Below are 17,529 nucleotides of genomic sequence, written 5' to 3'. Positions count from 1 at the left end.
GCAGCACAAGACACACACCGTGCCACGGGAAGAACGTGGCACTTCAGGGCGTTTTAGCCTGTTACAGGGAGGCGGCATGACCGAGACGACGAGCGGCCCGGCACGAGGTTCCCGAGCCAAGGGATCCAAGGCCAGCAAGGGTCTGCGTATCGAGCGCATCCATACGACGCCCGGCGTGCATCCGTACGACGAGGTGGTCTGGGAACGCCGAGACGTCGTCATGACCAACTGGCGCGACGGCTCGGTCAACTTCGAGCAGCGTGGCGTCGAGTTCCCCGACTTCTGGTCGGTGAACGCGGTCAACATCGTCACCAGCAAGTACTTCCGCGGGGCCGTTGGCACCCCGCAGCGCGAGACCGGCCTCAAGCAGCTGATCGACCGCATCGTGAAGACGTACCGCAAGGCCGGCGAGGACTACAACTACTTCGCATCGCCCGCGGATGCCGAGATCTTCGAGCACGAGCTGGCGTACGCCCTCCTGCACCAGATCTTCAGCTTCAACTCGCCGGTCTGGTTCAACGTCGGTACGCCCCAGCCGCAGCAGGTCTCCGCCTGCTTCATCCTGGCCGTCGACGACTCCATGGAGTCGATTCTCGACTGGTACAAGGAAGAGGGCATGATCTTCAAGGGCGGCTCCGGCGCCGGCCTGAACCTCTCCCGCATCCGCTCCTCCAAGGAGCTCCTGTCCTCGGGCGGCAACGCATCGGGTCCGGTCTCCTTCATGCGCGGTGCCGACGCCTCCGCAGGAACGATCAAGTCGGGCGGCGCCACGCGTCGCGCGGCCAAGATGGTCATCCTCGACGTCGACCACCCCGACATCGAGGGCTTCATCGAGACCAAGGTGAAGGAGGAGGAGAAGATCCGCGCCCTGCGTGACGCGGGCTTCGACATGGACCTGGGCGGCGACGACATCACGTCCGTCCAGTACCAGAACGCCAACAACTCGGTCCGCGTGAACGACACGTTCATGAAGGCAGTCGAGGAGGGCGGCAAGTTCGGCCTCACGTCCCGCATGACGGGCGACGTCATCGAGGAGGTCGACGCCAAGTCGCTCTTCCGCAAGATGGCCGAGGCCGCCTGGGCCTGCGCCGACCCCGGCATCCAGTACGACGACACCATCAACGCCTGGCACACCTGCCCGGAGTCCGGCCGGATCAACGGCTCGAACCCGTGCAGCGAGTACATGCACCTGGACAACACGTCCTGCAACCTCGCCTCGCTGAACCTGATGAAGTTCCTGAAGGACGACGGCAAGGGCACCCAGTCCTTCGACGCCGAGCGCTTCTCCAAGGTCGTCGAGCTGGTCATCACCGCGATGGACATCTCGATCTGCTTCGCGGACTTCCCGACGCAGAAGATCGGCGAGAACACCCGCGCCTTCCGTCAGCTGGGTATCGGCTACGCCAACCTCGGCGCCCTGCTGATGGCCACCGGTCACGCGTACGACTCGGACGGCGGCCGTTCCCTGGCCGGCGCCATCACGTCGCTGATGACGGGTACGTCCTACAAGCGCTCCGCCGAGCTGGCCGCGGTCGTCGGCCCGTACGACGGCTACGCCAAGAACGCCACGCCGCACAAGCGCGTCATGAAGCAGCACGCCGACGCCAACGGCACGGCGCCCCGTGTGGACGACCTGGACACGCCGATCTGGGCCGCCGCCACGGAGGCCTGGCAGGACGTGATCCGCCTCGGTGAGAAGAACGGTTTCCGTAACTCCCAGGCGTCCGTCATCGCCCCGACCGGCACCATCGGTCTCGCGATGTCCTGCGACACCACCGGCCTGGAGCCCGACCTCGCCCTGGTCAAGTTCAAGAAGCTCGTCGGCGGCGGCTCGATGCAGATCGTCAACGGCACCGTGCCGCAGGCCCTGCGTCGCCTGGGCTACCAGGAGGAGCAGATCGAGGCGATCGTCGCCCACATCGCCGACCACGGCAATGTGATCGACGCCCCCGGTCTGAAGACCGAGCACTACGAGGTCTTCGACTGCGCCATGGGTGAGCGCTCCATCTCCGCGATGGGCCACGTCCGGATGATGGCGGCCATCCAGCCGTGGATCTCCGGTGCGCTCTCCAAGACGGTCAACCTGCCCGAGACCGCCACGGTCGAGGACGTCGAAGAGGTCTACTTCGAGGCCTGGAAGCTGGGCGTCAAGGCGCTCGCGATCTACCGCGACAACTGCAAGGTCGGCCAGCCCCTCTCCGCCAAGAAGAAGGAGGAGGAGAAGGCCGAGATCACCGAGAAGACCGAGGACACGATCCGTGCCGCGGTCGAGAAGGTGGTCGAGTACCGCCCCGTCCGCAAGCGCCTTCCCAAGGGCCGCCCGGGGATCACCACCTCCTTCACCGTGGGTGGCGCCGAGGGCTACATGACCGCCAACTCCTACCCGGACGACGGTCTCGGCGAGGTCTTCCTGAAGATGTCCAAGCAGGGCTCGACCCTCGCGGGCATGATGGACGCCTTCTCGATCGCCGTCTCGGTCGGTCTGCAGTACGGCGTCCCGCTGGAGACGTACGTCTCGAAGTTCACGAACATGCGCTTCGAGCCGGCCGGCATGACGGACGACCCGGACGTGCGGATGGCGCAGTCGATCGTCGACTACATCTTCCGCCGCCTGGCGCTGGACTTCCTGCCCTTCGAGACCCGGTCCGCGCTCGGCATCCACTCGGCCGAGGAGCGTCAGCGTCACCTGGAGACCGGTTCGTACGAGCCGTCTCTCGAGGAGTCCGAGGTCGACGTCGAGGGACTGGCCCAGTCCGCGCCGCGGCAGACCGAGTCCCTGAAGCCGGTCGCCGCGCCGAAGGCCGAGGCCGAGAAGCCCGCTCCGCAGCAGGCGCACACCAGCGCCGAGCTCGTGGAGATGCAGCTGGGCATCCAGGCCGACGCACCGCTGTGCTTCTCCTGCGGGACGAAGATGCAGCGCGCAGGATCCTGCTACATCTGCGAGGGCTGCGGCTCGACCAGCGGTTGCAGCTGATCCGCTGAGCTAGCCCGGTGAGGGGGCAGGCGGGGCCCACGGGCTCCGCCTGCCCCCTCACCGCGTTCTCAGGACTCGCTGCCCATCAGCGCGGCGAACGACGTCGGGTCCGCGTCGTACCCCCGGATGATCTCGCGGAACGACCAGGCGCCCGACTCGTCCCTGGTGAACTCGGCGATCGTCGAAGCCGTGCACCCGGAGACTCCGGCGAGGTCGCTCTGCGCGAGGTCCGTGTACCCCTCGCGGATGCGCACCGCGGTGTTCGTGATGTCGCCGAACACCTTCTGGTCCTCCTGCTGCTGTATGGCCACGCCCACCACCACGCGCGCGTAGGTGGGAGCCAGCCGGTCGAGCTCCAGGGTCATCACCTCGTCGAAACCGAAGCCCTGACCCGTCCTGCTGTCCCTGTTGAGCGTGATCGTCCCGTCGGGGGAGCGGCTGTCGAAGTGCACCAGGTACACGGGACGGCCGTACGGAGCGTCCGCGGAGTAGGTGGCGGCGATGATGTCGAGATCGTGCGGTGGCGCGCCGACCGGGCTCGGATCCCACTTGAGCCCCACTTCGACCTTCTGGATGCCCTTGCTGACACTGCTCACCAGACTTCCCCCTCCTCGTAGTCCTGGCTGATGCTGATGCACGAGGCATGTCCAACAGACACGCTACGACGTATCACTGACATCGCCGAACTTCCTGTGTGGATCATTGTCTTCATGACATGGAACTGGGAAGAACTCGATATCACCGCCTACTTGGCCAGAATCGGCTACGAGGGAGAGGCGAAGCCCAACCTTGAAACGCTGCGTGCCCTGCATCGCGCGCATGTGGCGGCGATCCCCTTCGAGAACCTTGAGGTGATGCTCGGCAGGCCCGTTCCGCTGGACATCGCGGCTCTGCAGGACAAGATGGTGCGGCAGCGCAGGGGCGGCTACTGCTACGAGCAGAACCTGCTGTTCGCGGCGGTCCTCGAGCGTATCGGCTTCACTGTCACGGGACTTGGGGCCCGGGTCAGGGCGGGTGCCTCCTCCAGGCGGGCGGTCACGCACATGCTCCTGAAGGTCGAGGCCGACGGCCGGGACTGGCACTGTGACGTCGGGTACGGCGCCGAGGGGCTGCTCGAACCGATCCTTCTTGAGGCCGGCGTGGTCGTGCGACAAGGAGCGTGGCGGTACGGGATCGTCCAAGAGGCGGGCGGGGCACGGGTGTTGCGGACCGAGCACGCGGACGGCTGGTTCGACCTCTACGAATACACGCTGGACGAGCGCATTACCGCTGACTACGTAGTCATGAACCACTACACGTCGACCCACCCCAGGTCGTCGTTCATCCGGCGCCCTGTGCTCCAGAAGGCCGCTCCGGACCTGCGTCGCACGCTGGTGGGCCATCGGCTCACCGTGACGCGACCCGACGGCACGTCGGACGAACGCGACGTGTCCGTCGATGAGTTGAGCGACGTACTCGTTCGCGAGTTCGGCATTGAACTGTCCGACGACGATTCCGCCGAGCTGATCCGGGTGCACTACGCCGGAGCGTGACCCGGGCCACGCTCCGCGCCGTACGATGGCGCGGTGCTGGTCAAGTGGATTTGCTGCACCGTGGTGGACCGACGGGGGTTCGAGCGGGGACAGCGAAAGTGGGCGGGGCTTCTGGGGGAGCCGGGGTTCCGGGGACAGGGCGGGGGGTGGAGCCGGGGACGGCCGGGCGTGGCCCACATCTTCGCCTTCTGGGAGAGCCGGGCCTTCTACGACTCCTTCATGGCACGCTCCCACGACCGGCTCGCCACCGCACAGGCAGGCACCTTCAAGGACATCCAGGTCAAGCTCTTCGATCACCGCTTCGACGTGAAGACGGGGTTCGAGCCGCGCTTCACGGACGCGGACGTGGTGCGGGTAGCGCACTGCAGGGTCCGTGAGGCGCGGGTGGAGCACTTCGCGCTGATGCAGGAGAAGGTCTGGAACCCGGCGATGGCGGGCTCGCCCGGGATGCTGCGCGGGCTCTTCGGAGAGGCGCCCGGGCATGAGTTCCTCATCCTCTCCATGTGGCAGTCGGCCGCCGAGCACGGCAAGTACCGCAGGGAACGGGTGGAGCGTCTCTCCCTGCGCGCGCAGACCGACGCCGATGTAGCGGCGCTCGCGGGTGACATCGTGGAGCTCGAACCGTCGTGGACGGTGTGACGCCGCAGGCACGCGGTGGAGGCTCCCGGCAGGCCGCATACGCCCGGATGGAGCCCGCCCGGCCGACCGGTTGAGCCGGCCGGGGAGGGCCGATCTAGGGTTTCCGTATGGCACGCCCGCGGCGCATCTTCCTTGTCCGGCACGGCGAGTCGGCGGGAAACGCCGACGACACCGTGTACGAGCGCGAGCCCGACCACGCCCTCGCGCTCACCGAGAAGGGGTGGCACCAGGCGGCGGAGACCGGCGAACAGCTGCGCGAAGCGGTCGGCCGCGAGCGGGTGAGCGTGTACGTCTCGCCGTACCGCCGCACCCATGAGACCTTCCGTGCGCTGCGCCTGGACCCCGAACTGGTGCGCGTGCGCGAGGAGCCGAGGCTCCGGGAGCAGGACTGGGGGAACTGGCAGGACCGGGACGACGTCCGGCTCCAGAAGGCGTACCGCGACGCGTACGGCCACTTCTTCTACCGCTTCGCGCAGGGCGAGTCGGGGGCCGATGTGTACGACCGGGTGGGCGCGTTCCTGGAGAGCCTCTACCGGAGCTTCGAGGCCCCGGACCACCCGCCGAACGTCCTGCTCGTCACGCACGGCCTGACCATGCGGCTGTTCTGCATGCGCTGGTTCCACTGGTCGGTGGCGGAATTCGAGTCACTGTCCAACCCCGGGAACGGCGAGATGCGGACGCTCCTCCTGGGCGAGGACGGCAAGTACACCCTGAACCAGCCATTCGAACGCTGGCGCGAGCCTGAGCCCTACGGCGTCACCGGTTAGAGTGGCAGGGCGATGACCGCTGACTCCTCTCCCGACCGGCGCCTGGCCCGCGCTCTGGCCAGCCTGCGTGGACTGGCGGTGGGGGACGCGCTGGGCTCTCAGTTCTTCGTGCCCGCGAACTACCCGCTGCTCAAGCGCCGGGAAGCGCCCGCCAGCCCCTGGCAGTGGACCGACGACACCGAGATGGCCTGTTCCGTTCTCGCCATCCTCGTGGAGCACGACCGCATCGATCAGGACGCGCTTGCCCTGTCGTTCGCCGAGCACCACGATTTCGACCGCGGCTACGGCCCTGCCGTGAACCGGCTGCTGAGGCAGGTCCGTGAGGGCGGGGACTGGCGCGAGCTGGCCTCCGCGCTGTTCAAGGGGCAGGGCTCCTGGGGGAACGGCGCGGCCATGCGGATCGCGCCCCTCGGTGCCTGGTACGCCGACGATCCGGAGCAGGCGACGCACCAGGCGGAGATCTCCGCCTACCCCACGCATCAGCACCGCGAGGCTGTCGTGGGAGCCATGGCGGTGGCCGCCGCCGCGGCACTGATGGCCCATCCGGCGGGGCCGCCCGCGCCGAAGGCGCTGCTCGACGGCGTCATCGACCTGGTGCCGCGCAGCGCCGTGGGCGCGGGGCTGCGCCGGGCGAGGGACATGCTCGACTACGGGGACGCGGCCACGGTCGCCGCGGTCCTCGGCTGTGGCCGCCGTACGACCGCCCACGACACGGTGCCGTTCGCCCTGTGGTCGGCGGCTCGTGGGCTCGGCCGCTATGAGGAGGCCTTCTGGGCCACCGCCCAGGTGGGCGGCGACATGGATACGACGTGCGCCATCGTGGGCGGAGTCATCGCTTCCGGAGAGGGCGGGTCGCCGCCCGAGGAGTGGCTGGAGCGTACCGAGGTACTGCCCGGCTGGATGCCTGTCGGGGCGGGCTGACTTCAGGGCTTTCGATGGCTTTGTCGTACGTAGATTTGCGGGCCCTGCCATACGTAGGCGGGCTCTACGTAGAGGTGGCTTTCGGGGCGAGTGTCACGGTCGGGCCACAGCGTGACCGGCCCGGCGGCGATGATCGGCCGCGCCGCTACGCTGAAGGCAGGCCGCAAGTTGATCTTGGCTTGTATGTCCTCAACGAGATGCCGGTCGCCGGCAGCCCCGCCACGTAGGTGTGCCGTCTGCTGCGCGCGCGGACCGGCCGGGAGGGGGTCCCGTGTCCGATGCACCGTCACCGTCCATGCCTGAATCCTCAGGTACGGAACATCAAGAGGGAGATCCCCAGGGAGATCCGCGCAGAGACTCGCCAGGTGGTGCCACCGCCATCGATGACCTGGCCGACCTGAGGCGTTTCGATACGCCACAGGATGATCCGTCCGACAGCGAAGAGGGCGCTGCGAGAGGCGAGGGGCGTGAACGGGACGACGTCCCCGAAGATGCCGTGCCCCCGCCGAGGGCCGCGGACGCGGGTGGCAGCGGGCATCCGCAGGGCCCGCAGCGCTCCCGAACCCCGCAGCCGCACGCCGACTGGGCCTACCCGGTGGCCCGGCGCGAGCCTCTGCTCGCCGATCTGCGCTCCGAATCGCCCGCCCCGGTCCGCACGGCCACGCTCTGCGCGGCGCTGGCCACCGGCCTCCTGAGCATGCTGCTCCTGGGGGACGGCCTCGCGCTCAATCTGCTGATCATCGCCGTCCCGGCCGCGCTCGGCGCGTACTTCGCGGCTCGGCGAGCCGGTCGCAGCCCGCGCCCCTGGACGCTGACGTGGGCGATCGGCGGGCTCGCGCTGCTGATCGTGCCCGCGCTGCGGGATGCGGGCTGGCCCTCGTTCCTCGCGATCGTCTCCGCCGTGGCCCTCGGCTCGCTCGCCCTGCACGGCTGCCGCACCTGGCCCGGCGTACTGCTCGCCCCGCTCGGCATCTTCGACGGCGTCCTGACCGGCGTGCGCTGGGGCTGGCGCGGTCTACGGGAGCGCTCGGGGGGTTCCCGGAGCGGACCCGTACTGCGCGCGATCGCGGTGACCGCCGTACTGCTGCTCGTTTTCGGCGCCCTGTTCGCCGGGGCCGACGCGGCCTTTGCGGGGCTCCTGGGCGACCTGATTCCCGACGCGTCCCTCTCCGGAGGGCCGTGGCGCGTGCTGCTGCTCGTCCTCGGTGTCGTCGGGGCGCTCGCGGTGGCGCACACAGCCGCCGCGCCGGTGCGCTGGGACCGGCTCGTCGTGGGCCCCGGCCGGGCGCGGAGCCGCGTCGAGTGGGCGCTCCCGCTGATCGTGCTCAACCTGCTGTTCGCGGTGTTCAACGTGGTGCAGCTGGCCGTGCTCTTCGGTGGCTACGACGCCGTACTGGAGAAGACCGATCTCTCCTACGCGCAGTACGCGCGCCAGGGCTTCTGGCAGCTTCTGATCGCCACGCTGCTCACCCTGGCCGTCATCGTCGTCGCCCTGCGCTGGGCGCCGCGCGACGGGGCCGGTGACCGAAGCCTCGTACGGGCGGTCCTCGGCACGCTCTGCGCCCTCACGCTCGTCGTGGTGGCGTCGGCGGTGCGGCGGATGGACATGTACGTGGACGCGTACGGCCTGACCAGGCTGCGGGTCTCGGTCGTGGGCATGGAGCTCTGGCTCGGTCTTGTGATCGTGCTCATCATGGCAGCCGGAGTGTGGGGCACGCGTTGGCTGCCGCGGGCCGTCGCCACGAGCGCCGCGGCCGGTGTGCTGGCTTTCGGGCTGCTTTCGCCCGATGGGCTCATCGCCGAGCGCAACGTCCAGCGCTACCAGGAGACCGGGAAGTTCGACCTGGAGTACGCGCGCGGGCTGTCCGCCGACGCCGCTCCCGCCGTCGACGAGCTTCCGGAGCCGATGCGTTCCTGTGCCCTGGAGGGCATCGCGGACGGCCTTGGGGCCGAGCGCGCTCCTTGGTACGCCACCAGCCTGGGGGAGTCGCGGGCCCGGCAGATCCTCGAGGACGGGCCTGTGAAGGCCGATGGGCGGGCCTGCGAGCAGGCCGGGCAGGAAACCTCGTACCGCTGACGTGCGGGACGTCTGTGCCGTCCGTGAGGGGCGCGGCGGTCGTTCACGGGCTGATGCCGGGCCGCCCCCTCGCGGCCCGGCATCCGTTGCCCGTCAACCGCCCGCCGGACCCGCGGCCTCGGCCGTACCGGACAGTGCCTCCAGGTCGCTCTTGCGTACGCGGATCACCAGCACGGCGGTGATCAGGGCGAGCACGGCCATGGCGACCGCCGGAATGAAGGCCGTCGAGATCCCCTGGGACAGCACTTCGTGTCCCCAAGGCGCCGGCAGCTCACCGGTCTTGGCGAATTCGGCCTTCTGCGCCGGCGACGCGTTCGCCATGAAGTCCGCCGCCTGCTCCTTGCCCTCGTCCCGGCTCGCCGTGCCGAACACCGTGGTCAGGATGGAGAGGCCGAGCGCACCGCCCACCTGCTGCGTGGCGTTGAGCAGCCCCGAAGCCGCACCCGCCTCGTGTTGGGCGACTCCGGAGACAGCGGTCAGTGTCAGGGTCACGAAGTTCAGACCCATGCCGAAGCCGAACAGCATCATCGGGCCGAGGACCCCGCCCACGTACGAACTGTCCGGGGTGATGAAGGTCTGCCAGCCGAGCCCGAGGGCGACGATGGCAGAGCCGACCACCATGAACGGCTTCGGGCCGAGAACCGGAAGCAGCCACTGGGAAAGGCCCGCGCCCACCACGATCGCGACCGTGACCGGCAGGAAGGCCAGACCCGCCTGGATCGGCGTGTAGTCCAGGACGTTCTGGACGAAGAGCACGATGAAGAAGAACATGCCGAACATCGCCGCCGCCAGGCTCAGCATGATCACGTAGGTGCCCGTGCGGTTTCGCTCGGAGAACATCTTCAGCGGCGTGATCGGTTCCTTGGCCCGGCTCTCGACGAACACGAAGGCCAGCAGCATCACGACCGCCGTACCGAACGACGCGATGGTGCCGCTGTCCTTCCAGCCCTCCTCGGAAGCCCGGATGAATCCGTAGACCAGAGCGGCCATGCCGAGGGTCGACGTGGCCGCGCCCGCGAAGTCGAAACGGCCCGGGTGGCGCTCGGACTCGTTGATGTAGAGCGGGGTCAGGACGGCGATCAGGACACCGATGGGTACGTTCACGAACAGCACCCAGCGCCAGTCGAGCCACTCCGTGAGCATGCCGCCCGCCAGCATGCCGACGGCGCCACCACCCGACGAGACGGCGGCGAACACACCGAATGCCCGGTTCCGCTCAGGGCCTTCGGGGAACATCGTGGTGACCAGGGCCAGCGAGGTGGGCGACGCGATGGCGCCACCGACGCCCTGCAGGGCGCGCGCGACCAGCAACTGCCAGGGTTCCTGGGCGAATCCACCCACGAGTGAGGCGAGGGTGAAGATCAGGATGCCGGCCGTGAAGACCCTGCGCCGGCCGAGGATGTCACCGGCGCGGCCGCCGAGCAGCAGCATGCCGCCGAAGGTGAGGGTGTATGCGCTGACGACCCAAGTGAGGTCCGTTGTCGAGAACTTGAGCGCACCTTGAATGTGCGGGAGCGCGATATTCACAATCGTCGCGTCGAGTACCACCATGAGTTGGCAGGCCGCGATGATGGTGAGGGCCATGCCGGGGCGGCCCCCACGCCGGGCGGCGCCGGCCGCCTGGCTCTTGTCTAACTGAGAGGTTGTCACTATGGGTCCCCCACAAGTGCGTTAGTGAACGATCCCGTTCACTGTCGCGTCAAACGGTAGTGACTCCCCATCAGCGAACGCAACCGTTCACTGACACTGCCTGGAACGTCCAACGGAGAGATGTTGATGGTTACTTCGCGCTGGAGGGCGGCTTCCGCTCAGCCGTCCTCCCAGCGCCGCCGGGGCCCCGTGCTCGAACGGGCGATCCTCGACGCCGCGCTGGAGCAGCTCAGTACGGTCGGCTGGAACGGCCTGACGATGGAGGGTGTGGCCGCCGGTGCGCACACCGGAAAGGCCGCGGTGTACCGCCGCTGGCCCTCCAAGGAAGACCTTGTCGTGGACGCCCTGCAGGCCGGTCTGCCGCATCTCCACTCGCCGCCGGACTGCGGGAGTGTTCGGGAGGATCTCCTGCAGCTGTGCAGGCAGATCCGCGAGGCGATGTTCTCGCGTCCCGGATTCGCGCTGCGCGCGGTGCTTCACGAGTGCGACTCCGCGTCGGCCGAACGCTTTCACGGCGTGATCGTCGAAGGCGTCATCGAGCCGAGCGCGGAACTGATCAAGCAGGTCATACGCCGTGGAGCCGAGCGCGGAGAGGTGCGTGCCGAGGTCGTGGACCCCTACGTGTGCGATGTCATCCCGGCGATGATGATGTACCGCTCCAAGGTGTGCGGGAGCGAATGGCGGGACGAGGAATTCGTCGAGCTGATCGACCGGGTCATGGTTCCGCTGCTGCGTCGGTAGGGCTGGGTGTCGTGGGCGGTGTCCGGCGGCGTAGGCTGATGACGCCATGCCGTACGAACCACCCACCCACACCGTCGAGCGCTCCCTTCGCGCCACGACCGGAGCGAAGATCGTTGCCGGAGTCGACGAAGTCGGGCGCGGCGCGTGGGCGGGCCCGGTCACCGTCTGCGCGGCGGTCACGGGACTGCGCAGGCCGCCCGAAGGTCTCACCGACTCCAAGCTGATCAGCCCCAAGCGGCGCACCACGCTCGCCGACGCGCTGGAGAACTGGGTCACCGCGTACGCCCTGGGGCACTCCTCGCCCGAGGAGATCGACGAACTGGGGATGACAGCCGCGCTGCGGCTCGCCGCCGTGCGCGCCCTGGAAGCGCTGCCGGTACGGCCGGACGCGGTCATCCTCGACGGGAAGCACGACTACCTCGGAGCTCCCTGGAGGGTTCGTACGGTGATCAAGGGCGACCAATCCTGTGTGGCCGTCGCCGCCGCGTCGGTGATCGCCAAGGTTCGGCGCGACAAAATGATGGCCGAACTGGGTATCGAACATGCAGACTTCGGTTTTGCGGCCAACGCCGGCTATCCGTCGCCGGTGCACAAGGCCGCGCTGGAGGAGCGGGGGCCCACCCCGTACCACCGGATGTCGTGGGCGTATCTTGATGCGCTGCCCCAGTGGCGGCACCTCAAGAAGGCCCGCAGCTGGGCGGAAGGAAACGTTCCGGAAATCGAGGGCCAGCTCGGCTTCGAATTCTGACGTCTCCGGCAGCTTCACTCGCACTCATGTGCCACCCGCCGACGCGACTCGCATCGGCGTTTGATAGACAACATCGCATGCCTCTCATTCCCGAGGAGCCTCAGATTCACGAGAGTGCCCAGGGTCCCCGCGTGACCCCGGCCAGTGGCCGCACCACGCCGACCCCCCGCCCCGTACCCGGCCCGCGTCCCGCGGCTCCGCCGCGTCCCGGCCGACCGGGTCCCGCCCGGCCGACGCCGCCGGCGCAGCGCACGCCGCGCGAGCCGGCCGTCAAGCCCGGGCCGTCCGCCCCGGCTGCTTCCGGACCGTCCGCCGCTGCCTCCGCCCCGGCGGGTGCCGCTGCTTCGGTTCCGCAGATCCAGCTCATCCCCGCTTCGGCCGAGGGGGCGCTCGACGCCGCCGAGGAAGCCGTCGACCTGCTGCTCGACTCGGGGCGCGCTCCGGGTGAGGTCCTGGTGATCACCACCGGCGACCCGCACCCGTGGGCCACCCACGAGCTGTCGTTCGGCGACGCCTCCTACTGGGCCCAGCACGACACGGGCGACGACGTCTTCTACGCCGACGCCGCCGCCCTGGGGCGTGCCGCGTCCCGTCCCGTGGTCGTCGTCGCCGTCAACGGCGGCAGCGAGGAGACCGCGGTCGGCGCGCTGCCGACGGCCCTCACCCGGGCCGGTGCCCTGCTGATCGTGTGCGGCGACCCGCAGCGGATCAACGCCATGCTGGGCGCGGGCGTCTGACGCCCGACCCCAATGGTCGGGCGCCCGCCGTCCGCGACGCGGCCGGATGAACCGGACGCCGTGTGCGTCGCGCCCCGCGCGATGCATGCGGCGATGCACGTCGGTCGGTCGTGTCGCGACCGGCCTGGTGACGGTTGTGCGGAGGGCGTCTCAGCGTGCTGCCACGCGGCGCAGTACGTCCGATGCCGCGCCGCCGGTGCGCGGGGGTGGCGGTTCGGTCTCGGGGAAGGCCTCGGGGCGTGACCCGGAACTCGGCCGTCGGCCGCCGCGGCCCTCGCCGAGCACCTGCCAGCCGTCACGGGTCAGGGTTATGTAGGCGCCGCAGCGCAGCCCGTGCAGCGTGCAGGCGTCCCGCAGCCCCCACATCCACGCACCGTCCTCCTGCGTCCAACGCGCTTCACCGTCACGGCAGTAGAGCAGGACGGCGGTGCGCACGGGGGTACGGCGTCGCAGGTCGTGCGGGATGACCCGACGCAACTGTGCGAGCAGGGCGTTACGGAACACCCAGCCGTCCGCCGCGCTCGCCCGCCGGGTGAACGAGGCGCTCGCCCGGAGCCGTTCCTCCGGATCGAGGACCGCGACGACAGCTGTCGTGGGCGTCGGACGGTGTCGGGCGTGCAGGCCGCTCACGACCTCACGCGGATTGCGCAGCAAGGGGATTCCCGCGGCTGACCACTCCGCGGGCTCGAGCATCCGGGCCAGTCGGTTGGCGGAATCGGCGGACATCTCAGCCGACGTCGAAGACTCCGACATCGATGCCGCAGCGGACGGAGCGAATCCGAAGGTCACGGTCCTCCCTTCGGCTACGCGCCCAGAGGGCGGGATCGGACTGGGAGAGCGCACCGCGGCACAGCCGTACCGGGGGCACGGGGAGCCGCGCGGGGAGCAATGCCAATTCTTCCCGCCGTACTGGCTTGCGGCAACGAGCAATTGGGCCTGGCGACCGGTATCTGGCGATGCGCCGTGTATATCCCTGCCCAGGGCGCTCCCGTTGACGCGTACGTCAGCCCTGCACGGCGAGGACCAGCGGCAACACCCCCTTGGCTCCGGCTCGGCGGAGCATCCGGGCGGCCACGGCCAGGGTCCAGCCGCTGTCCGTCAGATCGTCGACGAGCAGAACGGGACCGTCGGCTTCCCGGAGGGCGGCCGCGAGCGCCGGAGGCACCGTCAGCGTCCCGTCGAGGGCACGCAGGCGCTGGGCGCTGTTGCTCCGCGGCACATGCGCGGTGTCGGCCCCCACGGCGTACTCGATGGAGCCGAGCAGCGGAAGGCGGCCGATCTCCGCGATCCGCGAACCCAGCGACTGGATCAGCTGCGGCCTGGTGTGCGAGGTCATGGTGACCACGCCCGCCGGTCGCGGCTGCGCGTCGGCACTGCCCGAAGCCCAGCCGCCGGGCCCCTTCGCCCAGTCGGCGAGCACACCGATCACGGCCTTCGCCACATCGTCGGGCACCGGTCCGTCGGGGGCCGCCGGTGCGAGCATCGGCCGCAGACGGTTGCCCCAGCCGATGTCCGAAAGCCGCCCCAGGGCGCGGCCCTGGGCCGCCTGCTCCCCCGCGGGGATACGTCCCTTGAGGTCGACGCCGACCGCGGCAAGTCCTGTCGGCCACATCCTCCGGGGCTCCACGTCGACGCCCGCGCGAACCAGTTCGCCCTTCGCCGTGTCCAGTGCCCCGGCCGACACGGCGTCGCTGAAGCGCGCGCCCGCGCAGTTGTCGCAGCGGCCGCAGGGTGCCGCCGCCTCGTCGTCCAGTTGCCGCCGCAGGAACTCCATCCGGCAGCCGGGAGCCGTGGCGTAGTCACGCATCGCCTGCTGCTCGGCCTGCCGCTGCTTCGCGACCCAGGCGTACCGCTCGGCGTCGTACGCCCACGGCATTCCGGTGGAGATCCAACCGCCCTTGACGCGCCGGACCGCGCCGTCGACGTCGAGGACCTTGAGCATCGTCTCCAGGCGTGACCGGCGCAGCTCGACCAGGGGCTCCAGCGCGGGCAGCGACAGCGGCCTGCCCGCCTGCGCAAGGACGTCAAGCGTGCGCCGGACCTGCTCCTCGGGCGGGAAGGCGAGCGAGGCGAAGTAGTTCCAGATCGCCTCGTCCTCCTTGCCGGGGAGTAGAAGCACCTCCGCGTGATCGACACCGCGGCCCGCACGGCCCACCTGCTGGTAGTAGGCGATCGGGGAGGAGGGGGAGCCGAGGTGGACGACGAAGCCGAGGTCGGGCTTGTCGAAGCCCATGCCGAGGGCGGACGTGGCGACCAGGGCCTTCACGCGGTTGGCGAGCAGGTCCTCTTCAGCCTGCTGGCGATCCGCGTTCTCCGTCTTTCCGGTGTACGAGGCCACGGTGTGCCCGCACTGCCGCAGGAAAGCGGTGATCTCCTCGGCGGCGGCGACCGTGAGCGTATAGATGATCCCCGAGCCGGGCAGCTCGTCCAGATGGTCGGCGAGCCAGGCCAACCGGTGTGCTGCGTTGGGAAGTTGGAGCACGCTCAGGCTCAGACTCTCCCGGTCCAGGGGGCCGCGCAGCACGAGCGCGTCCGAGGTGCCTCCGGTGCCCAGCTGCTCGGCCACATCGGCCGTCACGCGCGCGTTGGCCGTCGCGGTGGTGGCGAGGACGGGGACGCCGGGCGGCAGGTCGGCGAGCATGGTGCGCAACCGCCGGTAATCGGGCCGGAAGTCATGGCCCCAGTCGGAGATGCAGTGCGCCTCGTCGACCACGAGCAGGCCGGTCGCGGCGGCGAGCTTGGGCAGGACCTGGTCCCGGAAGTCCGGGTTGTTCAGCCGCTCCGGGCTCACCAGGAGCACGTCCACGTCACCCGAGGCCACCTCGGCCTGGATGGTGTCCCACTCCTCCGTGTTGGAGGAGTTGATCGTGCGGGCCCGGATGCCGGCCCGCGCCGCGGACTCCACCTGATTGCGCATGAGCGCGAGCAACGGCGAGACGATCACAGTGGGCCCGCTGCCCCGCTCCCGCAGCAGCGCGGTCGCGACGAAGTACACGGCGGACTTTCCCCAGCCGGTTCTCTGCACGACCAGGGCGCGGCGCTTGTCGGCGACCAGCGCCTCGATCGCGAGCCACTGGTCCTCGCGCAGGCGCGGCCCGTCCGACGGGGGTGCCTCGCCGGGCACGGCCGAGGGGCCGCCGACGAGGCGGGCGAGTACGGCATCGGCCGCCGTGCGCAGATCTTCGTTGCTCATGCCCCCATGCAACCTGATGGGTCTGACATTAGGCGAACGAGTCCGCCGAGCTGTGGATAACTCTTGGCGTGCCCCTGATCGCAGTTATCCACAGGCCAAACCGGAATCTTGTGATCCGCGGGAGAGTCGGGACATGACGAACCGCAACGAATCAAACGACGTGACCGACTCCGCCGACGAGACCCTTGTCACCCTGCGCACCCCGGCCGAACTCGCGGACGCCCTGCCGTACTTGCTCGGGTTCCGGCCCGAGGAGAGTGTCGTCCTCATTGCTCTGCACGGGGAGCGGGGGCGGTTCGGCGGGCGCGTGCGGCTCGGGATTCCCGAGCGCGCGGAGGACTGGCCGCCCATCGCGGAGCAGCTCGCGCAATGCTTGGTGGGCGGCTGCGAGAGGCGCGGTGCCCGGCCCGACGGCGTTGTCGCCTTTCTCTGCGCCGAGCCCGTCGGCGCCGAGCCCGGACCGCAGCTCATGGAGCGGCTACGTCCGCTGGCACAGGTGATCCGGACCGCATGCGGCAGGCTCGACGTCCCCGTGTTCGAGGTGGTGTGCATCTCGACCGACCGCTTTTGGACCTACTGCTGTCCGAATCGGGAGTGCTGCCCTCCCGAGGGCGTCCCGCTGCTCCGGCCCGGCACGTCGGTCCTGGCCGCGGCCACGGCCTACGCCGGTGTCCAAGTGGGCGCCACGCCACGGGAGATGCGGGCGCGGCTCAGCCCGTGGGAGACCGCCGGAGCGGCGGACCAGGAAGCGGCGCTCGACGCGGCGGGCATGGCGATCGTCCACCGGATCCTCGACGAGGGCGGGCACGCCGAGGTCGCCGTAGAGACGCTCGACCTGGCCCGCCGGATCATGGCACGCCTCGATGCCGCGCCACCGGTCACCGGCACGCTGGAGGCGGATCTCCAGGACGACGAACTGCTCGCGCACGACGAGGCGGCGGCGCTGATCCTCGGCCTGCAGGACCGCACGACACGCGATCAGGCGGCGCAGTGGATGGAAGGCGACGACGGGGCCCCGGCACTGCGCCTCTGGAGGGCGCTGGCACGCCGCTGCGTCGGCGCCTACGGAGAGCACGCCGCCGCACCGCTGTCCCTCGCAGGCTGGGTCGCCTGGTCCCTCGGCGACACCACGGAGGGACAGGAAGCCCTGGACATGGCGCTGAGCGCGGACCCTGGATACGCCTTCGCGCAACTCCTGCACCACGCCTGCACCGGAGACCTCGACCCGGAGCCGATCCGCCGCATTCTGCGCCGCGATCGGACCGACCGGAGCGCCCCGGAGCCGCAGGCCGAACCTCCGGTTCTCGCTGCCCCCTCGGGCTCGGCAGGGGAACCGAAGGCTGTCGCTCCCCGGCGCCGCCACCCCGCACGTCCGCAGGGCGGCAGTGGGGCACGGGCCACCGACAGGCCGAGCACGCGGCCGCAGAACCGCCGCCGCACCGTCCGGCGCGGAGCGAGGGACGACAGGTGAGCCGGTCGGCGCCGCACCGGGCGGCAGGGGCGCACCGGGCGCCGGAGCGGGCGGCACGCGCGGGAGCTCGGGGCCGGGC

At 69.9% G+C, this 17,529-nt stretch carries 14 protein-coding genes; 10 read left to right on the top strand and 4 right to left on the bottom strand.

The window, feature by feature from the left end; translation table 11 throughout:
* The first annotated feature begins 76 nt into the window (after positions 1–76).
* The gene (locus tag AB0O76_RS33810; RefSeq protein WP_365499267.1) at positions 77–2,974 is read left to right on the top strand and encodes a vitamin B12-dependent ribonucleotide reductase; all 2,898 of its coding nucleotides are present in this window, start codon (positions 77–79) and stop codon (positions 2,972–2,974) included.
* A 68-nt stretch (positions 2,975–3,042) separates the two neighbouring features.
* Here AB0O76_RS33810 and AB0O76_RS33805 read toward each other — a convergent pair whose 3' ends face one another.
* Positions 3,043–3,570, bottom strand: a complete 528-nt coding sequence (locus AB0O76_RS33805) for a TerD family protein (protein WP_365499264.1) — start codon at positions 3,568–3,570, stop codon at positions 3,043–3,045.
* A gap of 114 nt (positions 3,571–3,684) precedes the next feature.
* On the opposite strand from AB0O76_RS33805, the gene AB0O76_RS33800 reads away from it, so the two are divergent.
* From AB0O76_RS33800 to AB0O76_RS33780, 5 genes are all read left to right on the top strand, one after another.
* Positions 3,685–4,506 (top strand): arylamine N-acetyltransferase, encoded by an 822-nt coding sequence (locus AB0O76_RS33800; RefSeq protein ID WP_365499261.1) that lies wholly within the window; start codon positions 3,685–3,687, stop codon positions 4,504–4,506.
* Between the two features lie 33 nt (positions 4,507–4,539).
* Positions 4,540–5,145, top strand: coding sequence for a YdbC family protein (locus tag AB0O76_RS33795; protein ID WP_365499258.1), 606 nt, complete (start codon positions 4,540–4,542; stop codon positions 5,143–5,145).
* A gap of 107 nt (positions 5,146–5,252) precedes the next feature.
* Entirely contained in the window at positions 5,253–5,912 is a 660-nt protein-coding gene (locus AB0O76_RS33790) for a phosphoglycerate mutase family protein (RefSeq protein ID WP_365499255.1), read from the top strand.
* Positions 5,913–5,924: 12 nt separating this feature from the next.
* Complete coding sequence (locus AB0O76_RS33785; RefSeq protein WP_365499252.1) at positions 5,925–6,833, top strand: ADP-ribosylglycohydrolase family protein; 909 nt, start codon at positions 5,925–5,927, stop codon at positions 6,831–6,833.
* A 595-nt stretch (positions 6,834–7,428) separates the two neighbouring features.
* Positions 7,429–8,910, top strand: coding sequence for a DUF4173 domain-containing protein (locus tag AB0O76_RS33780; RefSeq protein WP_365499429.1), 1,482 nt, complete (start codon positions 7,429–7,431; stop codon positions 8,908–8,910).
* A 93-nt stretch (positions 8,911–9,003) separates the two neighbouring features.
* On the opposite strand, the gene AB0O76_RS33775 is transcribed toward AB0O76_RS33780, so the two are convergent.
* Positions 9,004–10,560, bottom strand: a complete 1,557-nt coding sequence (locus tag AB0O76_RS33775) for an MFS transporter (RefSeq protein WP_365499249.1) — start codon at positions 10,558–10,560, stop codon at positions 9,004–9,006.
* Positions 10,561–10,686: 126 nt separating this feature from the next.
* Here AB0O76_RS33775 and AB0O76_RS33770 point away from each other — a divergent pair, with 126 nt between their 5' ends.
* From AB0O76_RS33770 to AB0O76_RS33760, 3 genes are all read left to right on the top strand, one after another.
* Complete coding sequence (locus AB0O76_RS33770; protein WP_365499246.1) at positions 10,687–11,301, top strand: TetR/AcrR family transcriptional regulator; 615 nt, start codon at positions 10,687–10,689, stop codon at positions 11,299–11,301.
* A gap of 46 nt (positions 11,302–11,347) precedes the next feature.
* The gene (locus AB0O76_RS33765) at positions 11,348–12,049 is read left to right on the top strand and encodes a ribonuclease HII (RefSeq protein ID WP_365499243.1); all 702 of its coding nucleotides are present in this window, start codon (positions 11,348–11,350) and stop codon (positions 12,047–12,049) included.
* Positions 12,050–12,126: 77 nt separating this feature from the next.
* Complete coding sequence (locus AB0O76_RS33760) at positions 12,127–12,786, top strand: hypothetical protein (RefSeq protein WP_365499240.1); 660 nt, start codon at positions 12,127–12,129, stop codon at positions 12,784–12,786.
* A gap of 150 nt (positions 12,787–12,936) precedes the next feature.
* On the opposite strand, the gene AB0O76_RS33755 is transcribed toward AB0O76_RS33760, so the two are convergent.
* The gene (locus tag AB0O76_RS33755; RefSeq protein ID WP_365499237.1) at positions 12,937–13,575 is read right to left on the bottom strand and encodes a hypothetical protein; all 639 of its coding nucleotides are present in this window, start codon (positions 13,573–13,575) and stop codon (positions 12,937–12,939) included.
* A 214-nt stretch (positions 13,576–13,789) separates the two neighbouring features.
* Positions 13,790–15,979, bottom strand: a complete 2,190-nt coding sequence (locus tag AB0O76_RS33750) for a RecQ family ATP-dependent DNA helicase (RefSeq protein WP_365499234.1) — start codon at positions 15,977–15,979, stop codon at positions 13,790–13,792.
* Positions 15,980–16,112: 133 nt separating this feature from the next.
* Here AB0O76_RS33750 and AB0O76_RS33745 point away from each other — a divergent pair, with 133 nt between their 5' ends.
* The gene (locus tag AB0O76_RS33745) at positions 16,113–17,450 is read left to right on the top strand and encodes a DUF4192 domain-containing protein (protein ID WP_365499231.1); all 1,338 of its coding nucleotides are present in this window, start codon (positions 16,113–16,115) and stop codon (positions 17,448–17,450) included.
* Positions 17,451–17,529 lie beyond the last annotated feature (79 nt).

The organism is Streptomyces sp. NPDC086554 (assembly GCF_040686095.1).
Lineage (GTDB): Bacteria > Actinomycetota > Actinomycetes > Streptomycetales > Streptomycetaceae > Streptomyces.
This window is presented reverse-complemented; position numbering and strand designations above follow the sequence as displayed.

What these genes read in the sequence shown, in the direction of transcription:
- AB0O76_RS33810 (WP_365499267.1), top strand. Translation starts at nt 77, where the DNA reads ATGACCGAGACGACGAGCGGCCCGGCACGAGGTTCCCGAGCCAAGGGA.
- AB0O76_RS33800 (WP_365499261.1), top strand. Translation starts at nt 3,685, where the DNA reads ATGACATGGAACTGGGAAGAACTCGATATCACCGCCTACTTGGCCAGA.
- AB0O76_RS33790 (WP_365499255.1), top strand. Translation starts at nt 5,253, where the DNA reads ATGGCACGCCCGCGGCGCATCTTCCTTGTCCGGCACGGCGAGTCGGCG.
- AB0O76_RS33785 (WP_365499252.1), top strand. Translation starts at nt 5,925, where the DNA reads ATGACCGCTGACTCCTCTCCCGACCGGCGCCTGGCCCGCGCTCTGGCC.
- AB0O76_RS33770 (WP_365499246.1), top strand. Translation starts at nt 10,687, where the DNA reads ATGGTTACTTCGCGCTGGAGGGCGGCTTCCGCTCAGCCGTCCTCCCAG.
- AB0O76_RS33765 (WP_365499243.1), top strand. Translation starts at nt 11,348, where the DNA reads ATGCCGTACGAACCACCCACCCACACCGTCGAGCGCTCCCTTCGCGCC.
- AB0O76_RS33760 (WP_365499240.1), top strand. Translation starts at nt 12,127, where the DNA reads ATGCCTCTCATTCCCGAGGAGCCTCAGATTCACGAGAGTGCCCAGGGT.
- AB0O76_RS33750 (WP_365499234.1), bottom strand. Translation starts at nt 15,979, where the DNA reads ATGAGCAACGAAGATCTGCGCACGGCGGCCGATGCCGTACTCGCCCGC.
- AB0O76_RS33745 (WP_365499231.1), top strand. Translation starts at nt 16,113, where the DNA reads ATGACGAACCGCAACGAATCAAACGACGTGACCGACTCCGCCGACGAG.